Below are 23196 nucleotides of genomic sequence, written 5' to 3' on the forward strand. Positions count from 1 at the left end.
CGGCGCCCTTTTTTCGTGCTGGGCCATGCCGTCGATTTGATAGATGTGCCAAACCTTACGAAAATTTATGCTGGCGCGATCACTGCAAAACCAAGATTGAGGTGAATGTTCGCCGCCGAGATCATGTTATCCGGCTAGGAATCGGCGAATGGCAATGGAAGACTCCACCCAGGAGCACCTTGAGAACGCCGAGCATGCCGAACATGCCGCGCATGAGGGCAATCCCTTTCTGACCACGGTCTCTGTGACCATTGCGGTGCTGGCGGTTCTTGCCGCGACGGTCGGCAGCTTCGAGTCGCTCGAAACCGCCGAGGCGATCAACGACAAGAGCGAGGCGGCCTACCTCCAGAACAAGGCCAGCGATCAATGGAGCTTCTTCCAGGCAAAGAGCATCAAGAAGAACAGTTATGAGATCGCGGCGGCGATGGGTGGCCCGGCCACCGATCAATTCCAGGCCAACGCGAAGCGCAATGAAGCCGATGGCGCGGAGATAGAGGCCAAGGCGACAGAATTTGAAAAGCAGGTCGATGAAAAGCTGCGTGACAGCGATCTGCGGGAATACCGGCACCATGTTCTGACGTTTGCCGTGACGTTGCTGCACATCTCGATCGCCGTCGCGACACTTTCCATCATCACCCGTGGCAAGCGCTGGCCGTGGATCGGCTCGCTGGCTCTTGGAGCCCTGGGCGCGATCGCCGCCGGCTTCGCCTATGTTTGATTGCGCTGGCGCTTTGGTCCGACATGGCCCAAGGGCATTCGTCGCGGGCGCAGGGCCGGCCGGGATCAATCCTTCTTGTAGAGCAGCCAACTCTTGCCGGCGCGCCCGGCCATGGTGGAATGTTTGGTGACGCGGTTGCGGCCACTTACCTTCGAGCGGTAGAGCGCACGGTCGGCTTTCGTATAAAGGTCCTCGGGGCCTTCGGCCTCCGACGCCATGCAGATGCCCATCGACACCGTCACGGCGCCGTAATTCATACCGGTCTGGCTGCTGGTGAACGGCGTCTGTTCGATCAGGGCGCGAATGCGCTCGGCGATCTCGTAGGTGGCGTCTTCGCTGGCGCCCTCGATGATCAGCGCGAACTCCTCGCCACCGGTGCGGGCAACGAACATATCGCCGCGGATGCTGGTCTGGAAAATGTCGGCGATGATCTGAATGATCTTGTCGCCGACCGGGTGACCATAGCGATCATTAATATCCTTGAACCGGTCGATGTCGGCAAGGATCAGGGCATTGAACAGAATGCCCTTGTTGCTGTTGTAGATCCGGGTGATTTCCTTGTCGAAGGCGCGCCGGTTCCAGATATGGGTCAACGGATCGGTGTCGGCGAGCCGCTTGTACTCTTCGAGCTTCGACTTGACGCTCTCGAGTTCGATCGTCTTGTCGTTGAGCGCCGAGGCGACCTGCCGGCCATGATCAATGGTCGAGTTGGTGGCGACCGACATGGCGTTGGCGATCTTGTGCAGGAGATCCTGCGAAAGCAGGCTTCGGTTACTCAGGCCGCTCGATGTCTCATCGAGAATCCTGCCGTATTTTTCGATGTGGCCGCGCTCGCTCCGCAACAGCGATGCGACTTCCTCGAGCTCCCTGGCGATGACGTCCCGCGCATGCTCGACAATGTCTGGGCCGTGACTGTGGGCAAAGAAAGAACGGCCGATCTTGTCCAATTCGTCCTGTGTCGGCCGGTTGCTCAGCGAGAGCACGGCAAGGCTGAGCTCGCGATTGGTGCCGCTCAGGGCCTCGTAGAAGATCTCGTAGTTGCGCGGCAGGCCAAGCACGCCGAGCTGGCGCATCGTGGCGACAACGGCGGATACGATATCGGTGCCTTGTTCGGTTGGGGCGGATGCCGGCTGCATGTCTGATTCACTCGTCCCCTCGGATCCCGGCGCGGAATTTGCGGGTTCCATTGATCGCCGCCTTGGGGAGCGCTAACCGATAGCCCAGAACATCTTGCGAAGAGATCTGTCCCCACCCATGACCTTCGCTTGGCGTAACCATAAATGCGGTAGCGCTAAAGTTTCCTTAATTTGCACGATTCCCACAAGTTTTCTCTACCTGTGGCTGCAGAAGCATAAACTTTCGCATCACTGTCGCGAGACAAGACCCAATTTGGCGCGTTGAATTCGAAATCCGTGCGGCGCGCTGCTGGAAATGAAACTGAGTTTCGGATTCGCCACGCCAATCGATGTCGTATTTGCTTGCGCGCAATCCCCGCAAAGCTGGAATCCTGGCAATGATGCTGGACGAGGTTTCTTCAAGGGGGGCCAAAATGAGCGACAGTAACCGGGGATCATGCCTGTGCGGAGCGGTCCGCTTCCGGACGCACGGAGCATTGCGTGGTGTCGTCTACTGCCATTGCTCGCAATGCAGGAAGCAGAGCGGGCATTTCTATGCCGCGACCAATGTTGCCGACGCAGACATCGTGATCGAAGGCGCCGAAAGCATCACCTGGTATGAAGCATCCGCTTTCGCCAGGCGCGGCTTCTGCAAGACATGCGGGTCGGTGCTTTTCTGGAAGCCGAGGGATCAGGGCTACATTTCGGTCATGGCGGGATCGTTCGACAAGCCGACAGGCCTCAAGGGCGACTGTCATATCTTCGTTGGGGACAAGGGCGACTATTATTCGATCGACGACGGACTGCCGCAGTTTGAAAAGTCGACGCCTTCGATAGCGGTCGCCGAATGAATTTTGGACGAGACGCCTTATTCCCTTGATCGGGCCGTTGCTTTATCTCGTGCCGGTAATTCGGAAAGAGGTTTGGGCATGCAGCGGCTGATCGACGCTTTTTTCAATTCGGTGCGGGCGTTTCGCAAGCTGGCCGCCAGCGAGAAGGCTTTCCAGCAGGAATTGCTGCTGTTGCTGCTCGCCTTGCCGGCCGGGTGGTTCGTTTCCGTCTCGTGGCGTGGCTACGCCTTGCTGATCGGGGCGGTGCTGCTCCTGATCATGGTCGAGGTGCTGAACACCGGGATCGAGGCCGCCTGCGATGCGTTCAGCCGCGAGTTCAACGTCGACATCCAGCTGGCCAAGGATTGCGGTTCGCTGGCTGTGCTGATCTCGGTGTTCATCGTCGCCGGCGTCTGGGGCATCGCGCTCATCGAGCGGATCACCGGACTACCGATCTAGCGTTGCCATTCTTATATGACGGTAACTAAAGGAAACCGTCATGTCCGAAGCCGCGAATCTTCTGCTTCTCGAACGCAAAGCCCTGCCGGACGATTTGCGCTGGCTGGTCGACAAATACCCGCGTGAAAACTGGCAGGGCCACGCCAACATCCACGGCATCGCCAACATGTGGCTGCAGCGGCACGACATGTTCCGCGAACTCGGCGGCATGCTGACCAACGGTATTGGCGATTATCGCGAGGGCAGGCTGACGGCGCCTGATTTCGCGCGCTGGTTCGCGCCGCGCCTCAACCATTTTCTCGGCAATCTCGACGGTCACCACAATGTCGAGGATCATCATTATTTTCCGGTCTTCGCCAAGGTGGAGGCGCGGCTGAAGCGCGGTTTTGAGATTCTCGATACAGATCACCAGACCATCCATGAAGGATTGGAGCGCAATGTCGAGGCGGCCAATGCCTTCATCAAGACGCTTCAGGAGAGCGAGGACAAACAGCGCTTCGCGGCGGATGCCTATGCCGACGAAAACAGCAGGCTGATCGCCATGCTGACCCAGCATCTTGCCGATGAGGAAGACCTGATCATCCCCTTGATCCTCGATCGAGGTGATCGGGCGCTCGGTATAGCCTGACGGGTCAAAAGTCCTTGGCGCGCTCCCGCTTGGCGATGTGTCGTGCGATGAGCCAGGCAAGGATCGCCACCGTCAGGCCAATGCAAAGCCCGATCAGCAGCCTTTCGTGGCGAAGCAACGCCTGACCGACGAAATGCTCGGCGCCCAAGCCGAAAACGTAGCCTATTGAACTGAACAGCATCGCCCAGATCACCGATGAGATGGCATTGAGGATGATGAAGCGCGGCATCGCTATGGTCGAAAGACCCGCGGCGATGCCGCCGACCAGGCGCATGCCGTAGACATAGCGGTTCGACAGCACGAAGATATTGGGATGGGTGTTGAGCAGGCGATAGGCGCGGCGGAAGCCGGGCCGCCTGCGCAATCTGACGACATAACGATGATCGGCGAAACTTCTGCCGAGGATGAAGAAGCACGTATCGCCGAGGAAAGCGCCAAGGGCGGCCGCTACAAAGGCATGCCACAGCACGAAAACATGCTGATGGGCGAAGAAGCCGCCGAGGATGGCGGCACTTTCCCCCTCGGCGACACAGCCGACGAAGACGGCGAGCAGCCCGTACTGTTCGATGAAATGATGGATCGCGTCGGTCATGAGGCCGACTGCTGCTGCGCCAGCCTCTCGTCGATCCGTTTGACCACTTCCGCCAGCCGCACGATCTCGTCGCGCATGCCGATGATCTGGCTGTGGCGCAGTTCATCGAGTTTTTCGTGGAGCGCCATGATCTCGATTTCGGCCTTCAGATTGACCTCGTAGTCGTGGGCGGCATCGATGCGGTCACGTTCGGTCTGGCGGTTCTGCGCCATCATGATCACCGGCGCCTGCAAGGCGGCGACCATCGACAACACCAGGTTGAGGAAGATGAACGGGTAGGGGTCGAAGGCATCGCGCGTCAACAGCCAGACATTGCCGCCGGTCCAGAGAATCAGGAAAGCGAGAAAGGCGAGGATGAAGGACCAGGAACCACCGATGCGGGCGATCGTGTCGGCTAGTCGGTCGCCAAAGGTCTGGTGGAAAGCGACCGCCTTGTTGGTGTCCCTGGAGATCGTGGTGCGTTCGAGCGTCGATTGCAGCACCCGGCTTTCCAATAGGCTGAGGCCATCCGGGCGCCGCTTGAGCCAGCGGTTCGCCAGGTCGTCGATCGTCTTGTACATGGCAGTCTCCGTCGTCAGTGGAGATAGACGTAGAGGCTGCCGGCCCTCGCGGGAAGTGTTACATTCAGGCCAACAGGGAGGGACCCATGGCAGATTTCAAGAAAATTCGTCTGCGCGCGGCAAAACGCAAGGGTGGCGAGGCGGAGCTTTCGTCGTTGCTGGGGCCGGTGCCCGACAATGCCGCCGTTGCCGACATCCCGGACGATCGCATCCTGTCGATCATGGCCGAGCGGATCTTTGCCGCCGGTTTTGTCTGGCGCGTCATCGAACAGAAATGGCCGGGTTTCGAGGAGGCGTTTCTGCGTTTCGAGCCGAAGCGGCTTTTGTTCCAGCCTGACGATTTCTGGCACGATCTGGCTTCCGACCAGCGAATCGTGCGCAATCCGCAGAAGATCAAATCCGTGCGCGACAACGCAGCCTTCGTCGAACGCGTGTCCAAGGAACATGGCGGCTTCTTCGGCCATTTCCTCGCCGACTGGCCAGCGGATGATCAGGTCGGGCTGTTGGCCTATCTCGGCAAGCACGGCAGCCGGCTCGGCGGCAATACCGGCCAGTATTTCCTGCGCTGGCTGGGCTGGGACGCCTTCGTCATTTCGGCCGACATGGCGGCGGCCCTTCGCGACGCAGGTCTCGATATCGCCGAAAGCCCGACTTCGAAGAGGGACCTCGACAAGATCCAGGCCCAGATCAATCAATGGGTGGCGGACACAGGCCTGCCGCGCCGGCACATTTCGCGCATCCTGGCGATGTCGATCGGCGACAACCATTCGCCGCAGTCGTTGCGTGAATACATGGGCGACGACTGATCGCCGGTCTGGGCGCGAATGGCCTCAGGTCGTTCGGATCGGCGCGGTCCGGGGTGGTCCAAACGAACGCCATTGCTCGGGCAATTCCGCCGCGCTAAGTCAGCAGCATGACCAAGAAGCCCGACATACTGCGCATCGCGATCGCCCAGCTCAACCCGACAGTCGGCGATGTCGCCGGCAACCTCGCCAAAGCCCGCGAGGCAAGGGCGGATGCCGCGCGCCAGGGCGCCGATCTCGTGCTCTATACCGAGCTTTTCCTCGCCGGTTATCCGCCGGAGGATCTGGTGCTGAAGCCGGCCTTCCTCAAGGCCTGCGAAAAGGCGGCGCAAGAGTTCGCCGCCGATACATTGGATGGCGGCCCCGGCGTCATCATCGGCACACCGCTGAAACGCAAGAGCGGTACGCACAATTCGATCATTGTCGCCGATGGCGGCAAGATCCTGGCCGAACGCTACAAACTCGATCTGCCGAACTATGGCGAGTTCGACGAAAAGCGGGTCTTCCAGGCCGGGCCGGACCTGCAAGGCCCCGTCAATTTCCGCGGCGTACGGCTGGGCATCCCGATCTGCGAGGACATCTGGGGCGACGTCGCGGTGTGCGAGACGCTGGCCGAGAGCGGCGCTGAAATCCTGCTGGTGCCGAACGGCTCGCCTTATTATCGCGCCAAGATCGACGTACGCCATCAGGTTGTCATCAAGCAGGTCATCGAATGCGGCCTGCCGTTGATCTATGCCAACCAGCTCGGCGGCCAGGACGAACTGATCTTCGACGGTGCGTCCTTCGCCATCGGCGCCGACAAGACATTGGCTTTCCAGATGAGCCAGTTCGAGGACGCCGTCGACGTCACCACGTGGAAGCGCACGGAGGACGGCTGGGTCTGCTCGGAAGGGCCGATGTCGAAGATCCCCGAGAGGGAGGAGGCCGACTATCGCGCCTGCATGCTGGGCCTGCGCGACTACGTCAACAAGAATGGCTTCAAGAATGTGGTGCTGGGCCTGTCGGGCGGCATCGATTCGGCGATCTGCGCTGCGCTTGCCGTCGATGCGCTCGGCGAGGAGCGGCTGCGCGCGGTGATGATGCCTTACCGCTATACGTCGAAGGATTCGCTGAAGGATGCCGAGGACTGCGCCCGCGCGCTCGGCTGCCGCTATGATATCGTACCGATCTTCGAGCCCGTCGAAGGCTTCATGCACGCGCTGACGCAGCTTTTCGAAGGCACCAAGGAAGGCATCACCGAGGAGAACCTGCAGAGCCGCGCGCGCGGCACCATCCTGATGGCGATCTCCAACAAATTCGGCTCGATGGTGGTCACCACCGGCAACAAGAGCGAGATGTCGGTTGGCTATGCCACGCTCTATGGCGACATGAATGGCGGCTTCAACCCGATCAAGGATCTCTACAAGATGCAGGTCTATGCGCTGTCGCGCTGGCGCAACAGCCATGTGCCGCCTGGCGCGCTCGGGCCGTCGGGCGAGGTCATCCCGAAGAACATCATCGACAAGGCGCCGTCGGCGGAATTGCGGGAAAACCAGACCGACCAGGATTCGCTGCCGCCCTATCCGGTGCTGGACGACATTCTCGAATGCCTGGTCGAAAACGAGATGGGCGTTGACGACATTGTGGCGCGCGGCCATGACCGGGCGACGGTGACGCGCATCGAGCATCTGCTCTATATCGCCGAATACAAGCGCCGGCAGGCCGCACCTGGCGTGAAGATCACCAGGAAGAATTTCGGCCGCGACCGCCGTTATCCCATCACCAACCGTTTCAGGGATCGTGGATAAGCCGCGGTTCGCCCACTGGGCGAAAATACGCGATGCCGCGAGACGGGGACACGGCCATGCAAGACTGTGAGATCAGTTTCGACCTCGCGCGCATCGACTTCCGAGCGACCTCGGACCTGTTGATGACGAGCTACTGGGGGGCCGGACGCAGCGATGAATTTCATCGCCGGGCCTTTGCCAATTCGTTCTGCGCCGCTGCTTACATCGATGGCAAACAAGTCGGCTTCGGCAGGGCGATCACCGATCGCACGGTGTTCGCCTATCTCGCCGACATCATCGTCTGGCCGCGGCATCGGGGGCAGGGCATAGGCTCGCGGCTGGTGCGGGGGCTCATCGATCATCCCGAACTCGGCACCGTCTCGCACTGGAGCCTGTCGACCAGCGACGCGCATGGCGTCTATGAAAAACTGGGTTTCAAACCCTCCACGGACGGCCGATACATGCGCCTCGATCGCTCGCCCCAATGACGGGCACGCGGCGAAAGCTTCCATCCGCCATTGTTGCAAAATAATCTCAGTGCTTGGACCAGATACACTTTGGTCCGGAGCTGGTCTTGGCGATGCATCGGGCCGTCTCTATAAAGACCGTTCCGCGATTCATTTGCGGGAGGTCCGAATGGCAGTATTTCACATGGTAATGCGGGGCCGCGAAGCCTAGGTCCCAGCTGGCGCTCCGCGAAGGTCTGTCCTTCGCGCCGAAGCCGGATCGGGCACAGGCTTATGCCGATGCCGGTCGCCGCCCCGACAAGGGCGTGACGCCAAAATATGCCAGTCCGCTTCCGGGCAATTACTGCCCTTTGCGCGGCTTCTTCAATTTTCGACTTTATGGGATCGGGCTCGTTCGCGCCCGAATGACATCATGGCTCGTCTTAAGATCGATTTGCGCGCGAGCGCGTTTCGCAGCGTTCTTGGTTTTTCGCTCACCCACTGGCGGCGCCAGCCCTGGCGGCTTTCGCTGATCATGGGTGGTTTCCTGCTGTCGACGCTGGCCGACGTCCTGACGCCGCTTTATTCCGGCCGGCTGGTCGACGCCGTCGCCAGCAGCGCCGGCGCGGACGCCATTGCCTGGAATGCTGCGATGACGGCGTTCTCGATTCTGATGGCGTTGGCGCTGACCGGCGTCGTGCTGCGCAACCTCGCGTTCATGGGCATCGTCGAACTGACGCTCAAGATGATGGCCGACATCGCCGCCGACGCCTTCCATCGCGTCCAGCGGTTTTCCACCGACTGGCACGCCAACAGCTTCGCCGGCTCGACCGTGCGCAAGGTGACGCGCGGCATGTGGGCGCTCGACCTGCTCAACGACACCATCCTCATCGCGCTGCTGCCGTCGGTCGTCATGCTTGTCGGCTCGACGCTGCTGCTCGGCTGGTTCTGGCCGCTGATGGGGGCGGTCGTTGCCGCCGGCTCGCTGCTGTTCATCATGGTGACCGCAATGCTGTCGCTTGGCTATGTCGCGCCGGCGGCGAGGCTCGCCAACACGTGGGATACACGCCTCGGCGGCTCGCTGGCCGACGCGGTGAGCTGCAACGCCGTGGTCAAGGGCTTTGGCGCCGAGGAGCGCGAAGAGCGCCGCCTGGCCAGGGTTATCGCCAAATGGCGGGGACGCACGCGCCGCACCTGGGTGCGCGGCACCGTCAACGGCACCACCCAAGGAGTGCTGCTGCTGGCCATGCGGGCCGCGGTGATCGGTCTGGCACTGATGCTGTGGTCATGGGGGCAGGCGAGCGCCGGCGACGTCGCCTTCGTGCTGACCTCGTTCTTCGTGCTGCAGGGCTATTTGCGCGATATCGGCACGCATATCCGGAATTTGCAGCGTTCGATCAATGACATGGAGGAATTGGTCGATTTCCAGTCCGAACCGCTCGGCATCGAAGACCGGCCCGGCGCCGGGGCGATCCAGATCACGCAAGGGGCCATAAGCTTCGACAACGTCACCTTTCACTACGGCAATCACCGGACACCGCTCTATCGCGACTTTTCGGTCGATATCGAACCGGGTGAACGCGTCGGGCTCGTCGGTCACTCTGGGTCGGGCAAGACGACGTTCGTCAAGCTCATCCAGCGGCTCTATGACGTGAATGCGGGCAAGATCCTGATCGACGGCCAGGATATCTCGCAGGTGGCGCAAGCGTCGCTGCGCGGGCAGATCGCCATCGTCCAGCAGGAGCCGATCCTGTTCCACCGGTCGCTCGCCGAAAACATCGCCTATAGCAGGCCGAGCGCGACGCAGGCGGAGATCGAACATGCCGCCAGGCTGGCGAGCGCGCACGACTTCATAACCAACCTGCCGAAGGGCTACGGCACGCTGGTCGGCGAGCGCGGCGTGAAATTGTCGGGCGGCGAGCGGCAGCGCGTGGCGATCGCGCGCGCCTTCCTTGCCGATGCGCGCATCCTGATCCTGGACGAGGCGACATCGAGCCTCGATTCGGAATCGGAGGTGCTGATCCAGCAGGCGATGGAGCGGCTGATGGTCGGCCGCACCACGCTGGTCATCGCGCACCGGCTTTCGACGGTGCGGGCGCTCGACAGGCTGCTGGTCTTCGATCGCGGCAATATCGTCGAGGAAGGCTCGCATGACGAACTGATCCGGCTGAAGGGCGGCATCTACCGACGCCTGTTCGAGCGCCAGGCGCTCGAGCTGACCAAGGGACTTGCCATCTGACCTGGGTGGCCTTCGGCTTCGTTCGGAGGCCAGCTCTATCAGGCGCTGTGGGCCGGTTGGGAGTAGCGGTGCACGCAACCGCAGGGCGGGGCAGAACTCGGCGGGGGCTCCCCGTCACCCAGCCCGTGCCGGCCGAGCCAATCCGTGACGCGAAGCGATATCCAGATCGTCTTGCGGATCCTGAGTTTGAGCATTTGTTTGTGATGCCGATCGAGATACCTTGTCTCAACCATTGATTGCTATAGCTTTGCTCAAGCAACCCAGAGGGGCTTGTTCGCATCTCCTGGGATTCGATTGATCAATGTAGGTCTCGCCCTCCGGCAGGCGACCTCCGTAGGCCTCACGATGCATCCTGTCTCCGAAAGTATCGGTGTGAAAAACGTGGCTGCGCCGTCGGTGCTGGAGACGCAGCACGGCTCGGTTCGGCCGCTCGCAGCCGGAGATCTCGAGCGTGTCGCCGCACTCTTCCTGACGAAATTTCGGCGGCGACGTCACCTCCTCGATCGCGCGATCGCGGAGACGGCCGAGTATATGAGAAAGATCTATCTTGGGCCTGCCGGCCAGGCTGGTGACAGCAACGCTCTTGTCCAGATCAACCCGCAGGGCCGCCTGGGTGGCTTCCTCGGGGTCCTGAAAGCCCACTACGAGCTCAACGGAGCGGCATTGAATGCGGCGATCATCGGGCCGCTCATGGCCGACCCCGGCACCGATCACGGCTCGGCCGGACCGCAGTTGCTGCGCGCCGTGCATCAAGGCGCGTTCGATCTGCACCTGACCGATTCGGCCAACCGGGTATCCCTGGCCTTCGCGCGCCCGATGAAATATCAGCTGCTGCCGGTGCATTGTCTGGGATGGACCTGCATTTTCCGGCCGGCCGCGATGGCCGCCGCCATGGCGCGCGGCAAATGGCCGGGCTTGCCTCGCTTCGCACTTGATCCTTGCGCCAGAGCATTCGACACCCTTACGAGAAAAAGGTTCGAGCCGCCCGCCCAGCATTTCGCGGCGCACCGGGTCCATCGCGAAGCGATGGATGCCGCGCAATTTGCGGAGCGCTTGCCGACCCTGATGTCCGACTACTCGCTTCGGCCGCGTTGGCAAGATGGCGAGCTGCCACGGCTGCTCGCTCTGGCGGCCGAGAAGCGGGCCGACGGTCCCCTTCATTTCGGCGGGACATACGACGAAACAGGTAAGATACTCGGCTGCTACGCCTTCTACGGTCAAGCCGGCGGCATCGCGAGCCTGCTGCAAATCCAGGCCTCCGGGTCTCACTGGGGCGCGACGCTGGATGGCCTGATCGCCGACGCGCGGAATATGGGTTGCGTGGGCATCGCCGGGCAGACGCAAGGCAGGTTCCTGCCTCAGCTCTTCGGCTACAAGAACGTCTTCCTCCGCTATGCCGGGGGGACTATGGTCCGCTCGCGGATCGCCGAGGTCACGGAAGCGGTCCGCTCCGGCGACATCTTCATCGGTGGCTTGATGGGCGACCGCTGGACCCGCCTCAGTTCCGATGATTTCGGCCGCTGATCAGCCTCGGCGAGCGGTTCGGATGTCTCGGCCCACCAAGAGCCGACCTAAGGCGGCAAGGCCCAGCGGCATCATTATCTCGACCGCGTCGGCTTCGCCCGCCGCGCTCGAACGTGGCAAGCGCCGCCCGGTCTTTTCATTGCGCGCGCCATGTTCTATGTCTGCGGCACAGCGCGGGGGCGCATCTTGTCAATCACAAAGGCATCCGGTACGCCCCATCCATGACAGTTACCGTTCGTTTCGCTCCGTCACCGACCGGCCGCATCCATATCGGCAATGCGCGCACCGCTCTCTTCAACTGGCTGTTTGCCCTGAACAACAAGGGCCGCTTCATCCAGCGCTTCGACGACACCGACATCGCCCGCTCGAAGCAGGAATTCGCCGACGCCATCCTTTACGACCTGCATTGGCTGGGCATTTTCCCGGACGCCACCGAATATCAGTCGCGGCGCTTCGAGACCTACGACGCGGCCGTCGAGCGGCTCAAGGCGGCGGGCGTTCTCTATGCCTGCTACGAAACGCCGGAGGAACTCGATCTGCGGCGAAAAGTGCGCCGCACGCGCGGCCTGCCGCCGGTCTATGGCCGCGAGGCCCTGGCGCTGACCAGGGAGCAGGTGGCCGAATACCAGGCGGACGGGCGCCGGCCGCACTGGCGTTTCCTGCTGCCCAATTTCTCAGACGATCCGCAGCAGCCCGAACGCACCGACATCCACTGGAACGACCTGGTGCGCGGCGAGGAAACGGTCGATCTCGCTTCGCTCTCGGATCCAGTGCTGGTGCGTGAGGACGGCACCTATCTCTACACGTTGCCGTCGGTCGTCGACGACATCGAGATGGGCATCAGCCACGTCATCCGTGGTGACGACCATGTCACCAATACCGGCGTGCAGATTGCCCTGTTCAAGGCGCTGGGCGCCGAGCCGCCGGTTTTCGGCCACCACAATCTTTTGACCACCGTCTCGGGCGAGGGACTGTCGAAGCGCACCGGGGCCCTCTCCATTGAAAGCCTGCGCGAGGACGGCATCGAGCCGATGGCCGTCGCTTCGCTGGCCGTGCTGGTCGGCACCTCGGAGAATGTCGCGGCCGCGCATGACCTGGCCGAACTCGCCGGGGATTTCGACCCGGCCGCCACCTCGAAATCATCGGCCAAGTTCGATCCGGAAGAGCTTTTCGTGCTGAACCGCGTGCTGCTGCACCACATGCCCTTCGACGAGGCCCGAGACAGGCTGATGGTGCTCGGCATCTCGGGCGACCAGGCCGAACCTTTCTGGTTGGCGGTGCGCGGCAATCTCGACCGGCTCGCCGATGCGGCGGGCTGGTGGCGCGTCCTGCGCGAGGGGCCGCAGGAGCGGCCCGATTTTTCCGCCGACGACCGCGATTTTCTTCATCAGGCTTTCGATGTCCTGCCGGAAGAGCCATGGAACGGGACAGTCTGGAAGGATTGGACCGGCAAGATCAGGGAAGCGACCGGACGCAAGGGCAAGGGGCTGTTCATGCCGCTCAGACTTGCGCTTACCGGACTGTCTTCGGGGCCGGAGCTTGCAGATTTATTGCCGCTGATGGGTCGGGAAGGAACGTTGGCCCGACGACCCTGACCTTGCGCTGTTCCGGCGGCAAGGCGGACACCGGCGATGTCACCGGCTTGGCGGAAAGCCGCTTGATGGCTTCGCGGTCGAGCCCGCCTTCCATATTGGCCAGGGTTTCCGGGTCGGCGCCCGGGTCTGGCTTGGAGGCAGGGACCGGAATGAACGGTGCCGCGTCCGTTTCGGGCTGCGACTGTCGCGGATTTGGCGGGTTGCCGCCAATGATCTGGAAGTTCTGCGCGGCATTGCAGCCGCAAGCCGGTGGGCGTGGCATGTTGGACTGCTTGTAGAGATAGGCGGTCGGCAGTTCGCTATAGGGCCTGCCGGTGACCGATGACGTCATCGCGGCGGAATCGTCGTCCATGCCGCGCGAATAGAAGACCTGCATCTCGGTGCCGGGGCAGCTCGATTCGCAATTCTTCTGGTCGCGCTCGAAATCGCTGACCGAGGCCGCGTTCGACATCGGGAAGAAGTAGCCGTCGCAGGTGCGTACGCACATCGTGCGGAACTCGCCGCCGGCGCTCGGGAAATCGGGCGCTTCGGGCTGGTTCAAGACCCTGCGGATAGTGCGCTCCCCATCGGGATCGTCGGGCTGGTCAAGCGTGTCGCCCCGCTGGCCATCGTTGCCGAAAAGCTGGTCGAACAGGTTCGCGGTGCCGTCTTCTCCACGGTCAGCTTCCCGCAGCGGAGCGTGGCGCGGCGCAACCGTTTCGTCGCGGCAACCATTGGCGTCGAGCGCGGCCAGGATGCGGCCACTGTCGCGACGCGATCCGCCGCCGGCGAGCTGGGCACGCTTGGCCTGGAGACTGTCGAGATTGGCGTTCATGCGGTCGATGGTGGCGTTGAGCCCGGCACATTGATTGACGTTGCGGGAAAACAGAGAAAATCCGCAGCCTGCGTTGTCCGCCTGGCCACGGGCCTTGGAAATCTGTTCGCGCTGGCGGTCGATCGCGGCATCGTATTTCCGGATCATTGCCGGGCCGCCGCCGCCACGCGAAGCCGCGGCAAGATCGGCCTCCAACTGACGGCAGACCCGCGAAGCGGCCTGTGGCTCGGTGATGGTGGCGCCGGACAGCAGCAGGCCAAGCAGCATGGCAGCATGCGCCCGCTTCAACCTTGCGCTTGTCATCCGCCTCAAATCCCGCTTGCCTATGGTCGCCAAGCTACCCCGTTCGCGGTTAATCGTCTATTTCGGATGCGGTTCGCTGGTTGGCCGAAAGCCATTAAGTCGGGACAGCAGGCGGGTTCAGCCGGCCAGGCAACAACGGTAAGCGGCAGACCGCTCCGGCCGGTCAGAACTTGTAGTTCATGCCGATCCTGACCGTATTGAACGTGTTGTCGAAGGTGGTGTTGGAGTTGGCGCCATAATCGATGGTCTGGTCCCGCAGATCGATATATTGATATTCGAATTTTGCCGACCAATGGTCCGTGATCGCCTGCTCCAGTCCGGCGCCAATGGTCCAGCCGACCTTGGTGTTCTTCTCGGAAAAGCCGCTCAAGGGACCGTTGAGATATTGGTTTTCGACACTGCCAAAAGCCAGGCCACCGGTCCCGTAGATCAGGGTACGATCGAACGCATAGCCCGCCCTGGCGCGAAGCGTTCCAAACCAATCCACCTTGGTGTCGTAAGTATCGCCTCCGCCGACATTGATCTCGTCGGAGTGGCCCTTGATGTCGGCCCCGGAAAAATCGGCCTCCACGCCGAGGACGGTGGAACTGATCTGGTAGTTGTAGCCGAGTTGGATGCCGCCCAGGAAACCATCGGTATCGTAGTTCTGAGAACCACGGATTGTCGGTGTGTTCGGCAAATTGTAAGCCGCATCGGTCCTTCCGAAACCGTAGCCAATCTGCCCGCCGACATAGACGCCGGACCAGTCGTGGACGGTTGCGGGCTCGGCACTGATAGCGTCCGCGGCCAGAGCTTGCCCGCTGATCAGGGACAGCAATGCGGATGCAAGCATCAAACCCTTCATGACGTCCTCACCGTCAAACCAGATGCGAAACCATATCAGGTAGGCTTCCCCTGCGAAATCCGCTCTCCGCCAACACGGACCTTCCGCAATCGCAAGTTGCCGACCGGCAACACCCCGGCTTTGCGACGAGCCAGCCATGAAGGAAGCCGTCCCCAGGCCAAGCCGAACCGCTGGAGGCGGCTTAGTCCAGATTCGCGATAGCCTGCGCCTTGTGCGCGGCCTCAACCACGGCTAGCGCCGTCATGTTGACGACGCCGCGCGATGTCACCGAGGGCGTCAGGATGTGCGCCGGCATATCGGTGCCAAGCAGGATCGGCCCGACATGCAGAGCATCCATCATGGCGCGTAGCGCCGTCAGCGTGATGTTGGCCGAATCGAGGTTCGGGAACACCAGCAGATTGGCTTCGCCCTTCAGTCGCGAATGCGGATAGACGCGCTGGCGCAGATGCTCCGACAAGGCTGAATCGGCATGCATTTCGCCGTCGCATTGAAGTTCCGGCGCGATGCGCGCCAGGATCGCCGCCGCCTGGCGCATTTTCAGCGCGCTTGGCGAATCGCGCGAGCCGAAGTCGGAGTGCGACAGCAGCGCCGCCTTCGGCTCGATGCCGAAGCGCTGGATTTCCTCGGCCGCCAGCACGGTCATTTCGGCGATTTCCTCGGCCGTCGGGTCGACGGAAACGTGCGTATCGGTGAGGAAGATGATGCCGCGCTGCGAGATCAGCATGGACAGGGTCGACAGGTCATAGTCCCTGATGCCGGCGCGAGGGCCAATGATGAGGGTCACGTTGCGCAGGTGCCGCTCGAAGCGTCCTTCGAGGCCGCAGACCATGGCGTCGGCATCGCCGCGCTTCAGGGCGAGCGCCGCGATCACCGTATTGTCGGTGCGCACCATGGTACGTGCGGCTTCCGTCGTCACGCCGCGCCGGCCGGCAAGTTCGATCAGGAGGTCGACATAGTTGCGGTAGCGCGGATCGTCTTCCGGGTTGATCAGGCCGAAATCGACGCCCGGCTTGATGCGCAGCCCGTAGCGCTTCAGCCTGACCTCGATGACGTGCGGACGGCCGATCAGGATCGGCTCGGCAATGCCTTCCTCCAGCACCACCTGGGCGGCGCGCAGCACGCGCTCATCCTCGCCATCGGCATAGATGACGCGCTTGGCGCTCGATGCCTTGGCGGATGAGAACACCGGCTTCATCACCAGGCCGGAGCGGAAGACGAAACGGTTGAGCTTGTCGATGTAGGCGGTGAAGTCGGTGATCGGCCGTGTCGCCACACCGGTGTCGCAGGCCGCTTTGGCAACGGCCGGCGCGATGCGCAGGATGAGCCTGGGATCGAAGGGCGAGGGGATCAGGAAATCAGGCCCGAAGATCGGTGTCTCGCCCGAATAGGCGCGCGCGGCGACGTCCGAAGGCTCTTCGCGGGCAAGGGCGGCAATGGCCCGCACCGCGGCCATCTTCATCTCTTCATTGATCGCGCTGGCACCGCAGTCGAGCGCGCCGCGGAAGATATAGGGGAAGCACAGGACGTTGTTGACTTGATTGGGAAAATCGGACCGGCCCGTGCAGATCATGGCATCGGGTCGCGCAGCGCGCGCCACTTCCGGCATGATCTCGGGATTGGGGTTGGCCAGCGCCAGGATCAGCGGCTTCGGCGCCATGTGCTGCAGCAGTTCCGGCTTCAATACGCCGGCCGCGGAGAGGCCGAGGAAAACGTCGGCGCCCGGGATGACATCGGCCAGCGTGCGCGCCTCGGTGTCCTTCACATAAGGGTCTTTCCAGCGGTCCATCTCGTCGGTGCGGCCCTTGTAGGCGACGCCGAAACGGTCGGTGACCCAGATGTTTTCGATCCGTACTCCGAGCGAGACCAGGAGATTGAGGCAGGCAAGGGCGGCCGCGCCCGCGCCGGAGGTGACGACCTTGATGTCCGAAATGGTCTTGCCGGCGAATTCCAGCCCGTTGAGCACGGCGGCGGCGACGATGATGGCGGTGCCGTGCTGGTCATCGTGGAACACCGGTATGCTCATGCGGGCTTTCAGCCGCTCCTCGACCTCAAAACATTCCGGCGCCTTGATGTCCTCGAGGTTGATGCCGCCGAAAGTGGGTTCTAGAGCGGCGATGGTCTCCACCATGCGCTCGATCTCGGGCGCGTCGATCTCGATGTCGAAGACGTCGATGCCGGCGAATTTCTTGAACAGGACCGCCTTGCCTTCCATCACGGGTTTGGAGGCCAGCGGGCCGATATTGCCGAGACCAAGCACGGCCGAACCGTTGGAGACGACGCCGACCAGGTTGGCGCGCGCCGTATAGTCGGCGGCGGTTGCCGGATTGTCGCGGATCTCCAGGCAAGGGGCGGCGACGCCGGGCGAGTAGGCGAGCGCCAGGTCGCGCTGATTGCCAAGCGGCTTGGTTGCCTGGATTTCGAGCTTTCCCGGTCTCGGGTGCTTGTGGAAGTAAAGGGCGGCTTCGTCGAGGTCCGAACGTGCCGTTTTCTTGTTCTCGCCTTCCATGCGGCCGCTCCCTCGAAACCTGCTCCGAGGCCCCTTTTAGCATGCGGCCAAGGTTTTTCGCGACGCTAATTGACGCGCCGCCGGCTTTAAACCGCGGCGCGTAAAAAATCATTAGATGTCAGATTCTTACGACTGTTTCATGCCAGATGAATCCGGCCACGTCGTCGACCTTTCGATCAGAAGGCGCTGACATAGAGACCGCCGTCGACCGGTATGTTCTGCCCGGTCAGATAGCCGGCATGAACCGAGCAGAGGAAGGCGCAGATCTGGCCGAATTCCTCCGGCGTGCCGAGCCGCTTGGCTGGCACGTCGGCGCTGATGCGAGTCTTGCGCGCGGCGGCGGCGGCGGGATCCTCGACGGTGCCGGCCTCGTGCGGGCCGCGCAGCCGGTCGGTGTCGAGTTTGCCCGGCAGAAGGCTGTTGATGGTGACGTTGCGATCGATGACCGTTCGCGCCACGCCGGCTAGGAAAGAGGTGAGACCAGCGCGCGCGCCCGACGAGAGGTCGAGGCCGGGAATGGGGACATAGACCGATAGCGAGGTGATGTTGACGATGCGGCCGAAGCCGCGCTTCGCCATGCCGTCGAGGACTGCCTGCACCAGCTCGATCGGGGTCACCATGTTCTGGGTGACGCCTTCGAGGATTTTCGCGCGATCGAGCTCGCGGAAATCGCGCAGCGGCGGGCCGCCATTGTTGTTGACGAGAATGTCGGGCTCGGGGCAGGCTGCAAGCAGTGCCTTCTGTACCTCGGGCTTGGAGACGTCGCCGACGACCTCCGTCACCGTCACGCCATAGCGCTCGCGCAGTTCGGCGGCGGTTTTGGCCACCAGTTCGGCATTGCGCCCATTGACGACGATGTCGCAACCGGCCTCGGCCAGCGCCATGGCGCAGCCTTTTCCAAGTCCCTTGCTCGAAGCGCAGACGATTGCCTTCTTTCCGCGAATACCGAGATCCATGACGATTTCTCCTGTGATTTGGCGGGCAAGCTAGTCCTTAGACTGGACCAATCGCAACCGTCATACGGTTGTTGCATGAATCGAGGCATAGGCTGCTCGAAAGCAAGGGTAAAATCGCGATGTCAGGCCAAGAGCCCCGCACTTTCCGCAGCATGTTCATTTCCGACGTCCATCTCGGCTCGAAGGCGGCCAAGGCCGAGTTCCTGATCGATTTCCTTCGATACCATGACGCCGACATCATCTATCTGGTTGGCGATATCGTCGATGGCTGGCGGCTGCGGCGGAGCTGGCACTGGCCGCAAAGCCACAATGACGTCGTGCAGAAATTGCTGCGCAAGGCGCGCAAGGGCGCCAGCATCACCTATATAGCCGGCAATCACGACGAGTTCGCCCGCCAATTCCAGGGCGTGCATTTCGGCGGCATCGTCGTCGCCGACCGCGCGATCCATGAAACAGCCGACGGCAAGCGCCTTCTTGTCATCCATGGCGATCAGTTCGACACTGTCGTTCACAATCAGCGCTGGCTCGCCTATCTCGGCGATCATGCCTATGACGCGGCGATGATCGTCAACCGCGTGGTGACGCGCTTGCGCCAATTGCTCGGCCTGCCTTACTGGTCGTTCTCATCCTGGGCCAAGGTCAAGGTCAAGAAAGCGGTCAATTTCATCGGCTCGTTCCAGACCGTGCTGACCGAGGAAGCCCGCCGCTCGCATGTCGACGGCGTCATCTGCGGCCATATCCATCATGCCGCGATCGAGAATTTCGACGATGTGCGCTACATCAACACCGGCGACTGGGTGGAAAGCTGCACGGCCGTGGTCGAGCACTTCGACGGCCGGATGGAAATCCTGACCTGGGCGCAAATCCTGCCGGAAGCGCCGGACGAGCCCTTCATCCCCATGCTCATCGAGGATCGGGTGGGGCAGGCGGCCTGAGCCGAATTCTCGCCGATTTTCGGGCCAATCGATTAGTCCAGCCGGTTTCCCCGGGTTTTCCGCCATGTTAAGGGATCGATCTGCGTTGCTGGCCGGCCGGCCAAGTGCGGCGTAATTGGATCGATTCATGTCCCTGCCGCCGCTTTCGCCAGAACAGCTCGTCAAGCCGCGCCATTTCGAACTGCGCATGAGCCTCATTTTCGGCACGCTGTTCATATCGCTCGGTACCCATCTGCCCTATTTCCCGCTCTGGCTGCAGGCCAAGGGCTTTCACGCCGAGCAGATCGCCGTCATCCTGGCGGCGCCCATGTTCCTGCGCGTGGTGACGACGCCGCTGCTGACGACGCTCGCCGACCGGGCGCGGGACCGCGCCGATGTTTATGTCGCGCTGGTGGCAGCCTCCCTGCTGCTCTCGGCGGGTTATTTCCTGACACCGACCTACGCCATGGTGCTGGCGGTGTCGCTTGCCCTGACCATTGTCTGGACGCCGCATTCGCCGATCGCCGATTCGCTGGCGCTTTCGGGCGTGCGCCGCTTCGGTTCGAACTACGCAAGCATGCGCAAATGGGGCTCGATCTGCTATCTCTGCGCCAATGTCGCTGGCGGCTTCATCTTGGCGGCCACCGGTCCGCAAGCCGTTCCGGTGATCATTTTCCTTGCCCTTGGCGCGGCACTCGTCGCAGGGCTGCTGGCGCCGCGCATGGGGCGGCCGCGCAAGGCCTCGCCGCTGTCGGCCGCGGAAATCCAGCACGCGGCGCCGAGCCTGTTCAATGCCTATTTCCTCTTTTTCACCTTTGGCGTCGGCATCATCACCGCCAGCCACGCCTTCCTTTACGGCTTCGTTTCCATCTACTGGAAATCGATCGGCATAAGCGATTCCGTCGTCGGCCTGCTGTGGGCTTGGGGCGTGGTGTCCGAAGTCTGCATGTTTTTGTTTTTCAATCGCATTTTCGCCTCCATATCCGTCGTCAGGGTGATGGTGATCGCCGGCATCGGGTCGATCGTGCGCTGGATCATCTTCCCACTGGTATGGCCGTTCGGCCTCGGCGTCGCCGGCTTCTTCGCCGTGCAGTCACTGCATTCGGTGTCCGTCGCGATGGTGCTGATCGGCCTGCAGAAGATGATCGCCGAGACCGTCTCCGAGGAGCGCACGGGCGCCGCGCAAGGCATCGCCTATTTCTTCAACGGCTTCTTCATGGCCGCCGTCACGCTTGCGTCCGGTCCGCTTTATGATCGTCTCGGCGTCGATGGTTTCCTGGTGATGATCCCGATCGCGATCATTGGCCTCGTGCTGATCGGGCTTGCCGCGCGCTCAGCCCCACAGCGCCCGGTCCGGGGGTGAGACGAGCGAACCCTGGTAGACGAGACCCGGCACACGGTCGCGCGCGAGCAGCAGCGGACCATCGAGGTCAACGAAATCGGCGTTCTGGGCGAGTAGGACCGCCGGCGCCATGGCAAGCGATGTGCCGACCATGCAGCCGACCATGATGCCAAAACCCAGATCGCGGGCGCGGTCACGCAGCACGAGCGCCGCCGTCAGCCCGCCGGACTTGTCGAGCTTGATGTTGACGGCGTCGTAGAGGCCGACAAGCGCTTCCAAATTATTCGCCTCATGCACGCTTTCATCGGCGCAGATCGGCACCGGATGCGCGATGTGGCGCAGGATTTCATCCCGGCCGGCGGGCAGGGGCTGTTCGATGAGCGCAATGCCCTGCTCCGCGGCAAAGGCGAGGTTCGCGACGATATTGTCGTCGGTCCAGCCTTCATTCGCATCAAGGATGATTCGGCTCCCGGGTGCCGCCTGTCTCACTGCCTCGATCCGGGCGATGTCGTTGTCGCCGCCGATCTTGACCTTCAGCAGCGGCCGCCCGGCGTTGGCACGGGCCTGTGCCGCCATCGCCTCGGGTTCGCCGAGCGATAGCGTGTAGGCAGTTTCCAATGGACGCGGCGGAGCTGGCCAGATTGCGTGTGCAACCGGGCTGTCACCCATCTTGGCCTCAAGGTCCCAGAGGGCGCAGTCGACCGCGTTGCGGGCGGCTCCCGCCGGCATTGCGTCGAGCAGGGCGGTCCGGTCGATGCCACCGGCTATCCGCTCGCGCATCGCCTCTATCGCGGCGTGCACGCCGTCCATGGTTTCACCATAGCGCTTGTAGGGAACGCATTCGCCGCGACCGCTATGACCGTCCTGGCTGATCGTGCATGTGATGACCTCGGCCTCGGTCTTGGAGCCGCGCGAAATGGTGAAGGTTCCGGCGATCGGAAAGCGCTCCGCCTCGACCGAAATGACACGCGCCATATTTTTCTGCTCCAGCTGTGCCAGAAGGGTTGTCGGCAAATCGACAAGGTCGGACCCATCAGGCTAAACAGGACGCCATGTTGACCATCGGCAAGCGCGACGCAAGCGGCACGACCGCCTCGGAGGCTGACCACCAACCGCGTGTGGCGGTCGGCGAGGAGGGTGGCGTTCTGGGTTGCGCGTTCTCCGGAATCTGGACGACACGAACGGTAGCGTCAATCGACGCCGACATGCGCAAGATCGAGAAACGAAACGGTTTCAAGACTTTGGCGCTGGATCTTTCGAAAATCGAGAAGATCGATACCGCCGGCGCCTGGCTGATCGACCGCCTGGTCAGTGTCTTCGAGAAGAAGAACGTCGAGGTCCGGCTGCAAGGCCAGAGCGAGATCGCTTCCATCCTGCTCGACGCGGTCGGCGAGGCTGTTCGGCGCGAGCCCGAATCCGGGCCGGCGCGGCCGCCCAACATCGTCATCCGGGCGCTTGAGGCGGTTGGCCGGCGCGTCTACGAGATGCGCGACGATTTCTTTGCTTCGATGAATATTCTTGGCGCCACCATCCGCGGCGCACAGATGAAGCTTGGCCGCGGCCACGCCGTCAACCCGGCTGCGATCTTCAACCAGATCGACCGCATGGGCGTCGGTGCCATCCCGGTGGTGGTGCTGATGTCGGCGATCGTCGGCGCGATCGTTGCCCAGCAAGGCGCCTACCAGCTCAGCTATTTCGGCGCTGACATCTTCGTCGTCGACCTCGTCGGCGTGCTCATCCTGCGCGAACTCGGCGTGCTGATGACGGCAATCATGATCGCCGGCCGCTCCGGCAGCGCGATCACCGCGGAGATCGGCTCGATGAAGATGCGCGAGGAGGTCGACGCGCTGAAGGTCATCGGTCTCAACCCGATCGGCGTCCTGGTCTTTCCGCGTCTGGTTGCGCTGGTGATTGCGTTGCCGTGCCTGACGATCATCGCCAATTTCGCGGCACTCGGCGGCGGCATCGTCGCGGCCTGGCTCTACTCCGATATCCCCCCCGCCGCATTCATCGACCGGCTGCGTGTCGCCATCGATCTCAGCACGATTTTCGCCGGCCTGATCAAGGCGCCGTTCATGGCCATGATCATCGGCACAATCGCCTCGGTCGAAGGCATGAAGGTCGGCGGCAGTGCCGAATCGCTCGGCCAGCACGTGACCGCGTCGGTGGTGAAGTCGATCTTCGTGGTCATCATCCTCGATGGCCTTTTCGCCATGTTCTACGCAGCGATCGAGTTCTGAGA

At 62.4% G+C, this 23196-nt stretch carries 21 protein-coding genes; 13 read left to right on the forward strand and 8 right to left on the reverse strand.

All coding sequences use genetic code 11. The features are described 5' to 3' along the window. The first annotated feature begins 148 nt into the window (after window positions 1-148). Entirely contained in the window at window positions 149-718 is a 570-nt protein-coding gene (locus EB230_RS19340; RefSeq protein ID WP_246738818.1) for a DUF4337 family protein, read from the forward strand. A gap of 65 nt (window positions 719-783) precedes the next feature. Here the strand turns inward: EB230_RS19340 and EB230_RS19345 are convergent, their stop codons facing one another. Then, window positions 784-1854: a GGDEF domain-containing protein gene (locus EB230_RS19345; RefSeq protein ID WP_056576621.1), complete on the reverse strand. Its 1071-nt coding sequence runs from the start codon at window positions 1852-1854 to the stop codon at window positions 784-786. Window positions 1855-2267: 413 nt separating this feature from the next. Here EB230_RS19345 and EB230_RS19350 point away from each other — a divergent pair, with 413 nt between their 5' ends. From EB230_RS19350 to EB230_RS19360, 3 genes are all read left to right on the forward strand, one after another. Further along, on the forward strand, window positions 2268-2684 hold the full coding sequence (locus EB230_RS19350) for a GFA family protein (RefSeq protein WP_056577403.1): 417 nt from the start codon (window positions 2268-2270) through the stop codon (window positions 2682-2684). Window positions 2685-2762: 78 nt separating this feature from the next. After that, window positions 2763-3122 (forward strand): diacylglycerol kinase, encoded by a 360-nt coding sequence (locus EB230_RS19355; RefSeq protein WP_056576624.1) that lies wholly within the window; start codon window positions 2763-2765, stop codon window positions 3120-3122. A gap of 40 nt (window positions 3123-3162) precedes the next feature. Then, window positions 3163-3750, forward strand: a complete 588-nt coding sequence (locus tag EB230_RS19360; RefSeq protein WP_056576627.1) for a hemerythrin domain-containing protein — start codon at window positions 3163-3165, stop codon at window positions 3748-3750. Between the two features lie 4 nt (window positions 3751-3754). Here the strand turns inward: EB230_RS19360 and EB230_RS19365 are convergent, their stop codons facing one another. Continuing rightward, complete coding sequence (locus EB230_RS19365) at window positions 3755-4342, reverse strand: DedA family protein (protein ID WP_056576631.1); 588 nt, start codon at window positions 4340-4342, stop codon at window positions 3755-3757. Continuing rightward, window positions 4339-4902 (reverse strand): DUF1003 domain-containing protein, encoded by a 564-nt coding sequence (locus EB230_RS19370; RefSeq protein ID WP_056576634.1) that lies wholly within the window; start codon window positions 4900-4902, stop codon window positions 4339-4341. Before EB230_RS19370 ends, EB230_RS19365 begins: the two co-directional genes overlap by 4 nt. 86 nt (window positions 4903-4988) lie before the next feature. Between EB230_RS19370 and EB230_RS19375 the strand changes: the two genes are divergently transcribed. The 6 genes from EB230_RS19375 (at window position 4989) to gltX (ending at window position 13275) form a co-directional block, all read left to right on the forward strand. Further along, window positions 4989-5708 (forward strand): DNA-3-methyladenine glycosylase I, encoded by a 720-nt coding sequence (locus tag EB230_RS19375; RefSeq protein ID WP_056576637.1) that lies wholly within the window; start codon window positions 4989-4991, stop codon window positions 5706-5708. Between the two features lie 107 nt (window positions 5709-5815). Continuing rightward, a complete protein-coding gene (locus EB230_RS19380) occupies window positions 5816-7492 on the forward strand; it encodes an NAD+ synthase (RefSeq protein ID WP_056576640.1) in 1677 nt (558 codons plus the stop codon). 56 nt (window positions 7493-7548) lie between these two features. Continuing rightward, entirely contained in the window at window positions 7549-7959 is a 411-nt protein-coding gene (locus EB230_RS19385) for a GNAT family N-acetyltransferase (protein WP_056576642.1), read from the forward strand. 391 nt (window positions 7960-8350) lie between these two features. Then, complete coding sequence (locus EB230_RS19390; RefSeq protein WP_172373646.1) at window positions 8351-10156, forward strand: ABC transporter ATP-binding protein; 1806 nt, start codon at window positions 8351-8353, stop codon at window positions 10154-10156. Window positions 10157-10501: 345 nt separating this feature from the next. Then, a complete protein-coding gene (locus EB230_RS19395) occupies window positions 10502-11680 on the forward strand; it encodes a hypothetical protein (protein WP_172373648.1) in 1179 nt (392 codons plus the stop codon). Between the two features lie 221 nt (window positions 11681-11901). After that, entirely contained in the window at window positions 11902-13275 is a 1374-nt protein-coding gene (gene gltX, locus EB230_RS19400; RefSeq protein WP_172373650.1) for a glutamate--tRNA ligase, read from the forward strand. Here gltX and EB230_RS19405 read toward each other — a convergent pair. The 4 genes from EB230_RS19405 to EB230_RS19420 form a co-directional block, all read right to left on the reverse strand. After that, window positions 13193-14392, reverse strand: coding sequence for a DUF2865 domain-containing protein (locus EB230_RS19405; RefSeq protein WP_056576655.1), 1200 nt, complete (start codon window positions 14390-14392; stop codon window positions 13193-13195). The two genes, gltX and EB230_RS19405, sit on opposite strands and share 83 nt — an antisense overlap. A 163-nt stretch (window positions 14393-14555) precedes the next feature. Continuing rightward, window positions 14556-15224 carry an outer membrane protein gene (locus EB230_RS19410; protein WP_246738819.1) on the reverse strand — a complete coding sequence of 223 codons (669 nt, stop codon included), beginning with the start codon at window positions 15222-15224 and terminating at the stop codon, window positions 14556-14558. Between the two features lie 193 nt (window positions 15225-15417). Further along, a complete protein-coding gene (locus tag EB230_RS19415; protein ID WP_172373652.1) occupies window positions 15418-17742 on the reverse strand; it encodes an NADP-dependent malic enzyme in 2325 nt (774 codons plus the stop codon). Between the two features lie 176 nt (window positions 17743-17918). Next, on the reverse strand, window positions 17919-18698 hold the full coding sequence (locus EB230_RS19420) for an SDR family oxidoreductase (protein WP_027044672.1): 780 nt from the start codon (window positions 18696-18698) through the stop codon (window positions 17919-17921). Between the two features lie 119 nt (window positions 18699-18817). On the opposite strand from EB230_RS19420, the gene EB230_RS19425 reads away from it, so the two are divergent. Both EB230_RS19425 and EB230_RS19430 read left to right on the forward strand, forming a co-directional pair. Next, the gene (locus EB230_RS19425; protein WP_081294807.1) at window positions 18818-19633 is read left to right on the forward strand and encodes a UDP-2,3-diacylglucosamine diphosphatase; all 816 of its coding nucleotides are present in this window, start codon (window positions 18818-18820) and stop codon (window positions 19631-19633) included. Between the two features lie 127 nt (window positions 19634-19760). Continuing rightward, window positions 19761-20975, forward strand: a complete 1215-nt coding sequence (locus EB230_RS19430; protein ID WP_056576666.1) for an MFS transporter — start codon at window positions 19761-19763, stop codon at window positions 20973-20975. On the opposite strand, the gene dgcA is transcribed toward EB230_RS19430, so the two are convergent. Continuing rightward, complete coding sequence (gene dgcA / locus EB230_RS19435; protein ID WP_172373653.1) at window positions 20946-21929, reverse strand: N-acetyl-D-Glu racemase DgcA; 984 nt, start codon at window positions 21927-21929, stop codon at window positions 20946-20948. The two genes, EB230_RS19430 and dgcA, sit on opposite strands and share 30 nt — an antisense overlap. Window positions 21930-22006: 77 nt before the next feature. Here dgcA and EB230_RS19440 point away from each other — a divergent pair, with 77 nt between their 5' ends. Further along, a complete protein-coding gene (locus EB230_RS19440) occupies window positions 22007-23194 on the forward strand; it encodes an ABC transporter permease (protein ID WP_056576672.1) in 1188 nt (395 codons plus the stop codon). The last annotated feature ends 2 nt before the right edge of the window (window positions 23195-23196 follow it).

This window comes from Mesorhizobium sp. NZP2234 (assembly GCF_013170765.1).
GTDB lineage: Bacteria > Pseudomonadota > Alphaproteobacteria > Rhizobiales > Rhizobiaceae > Mesorhizobium > Mesorhizobium loti_D.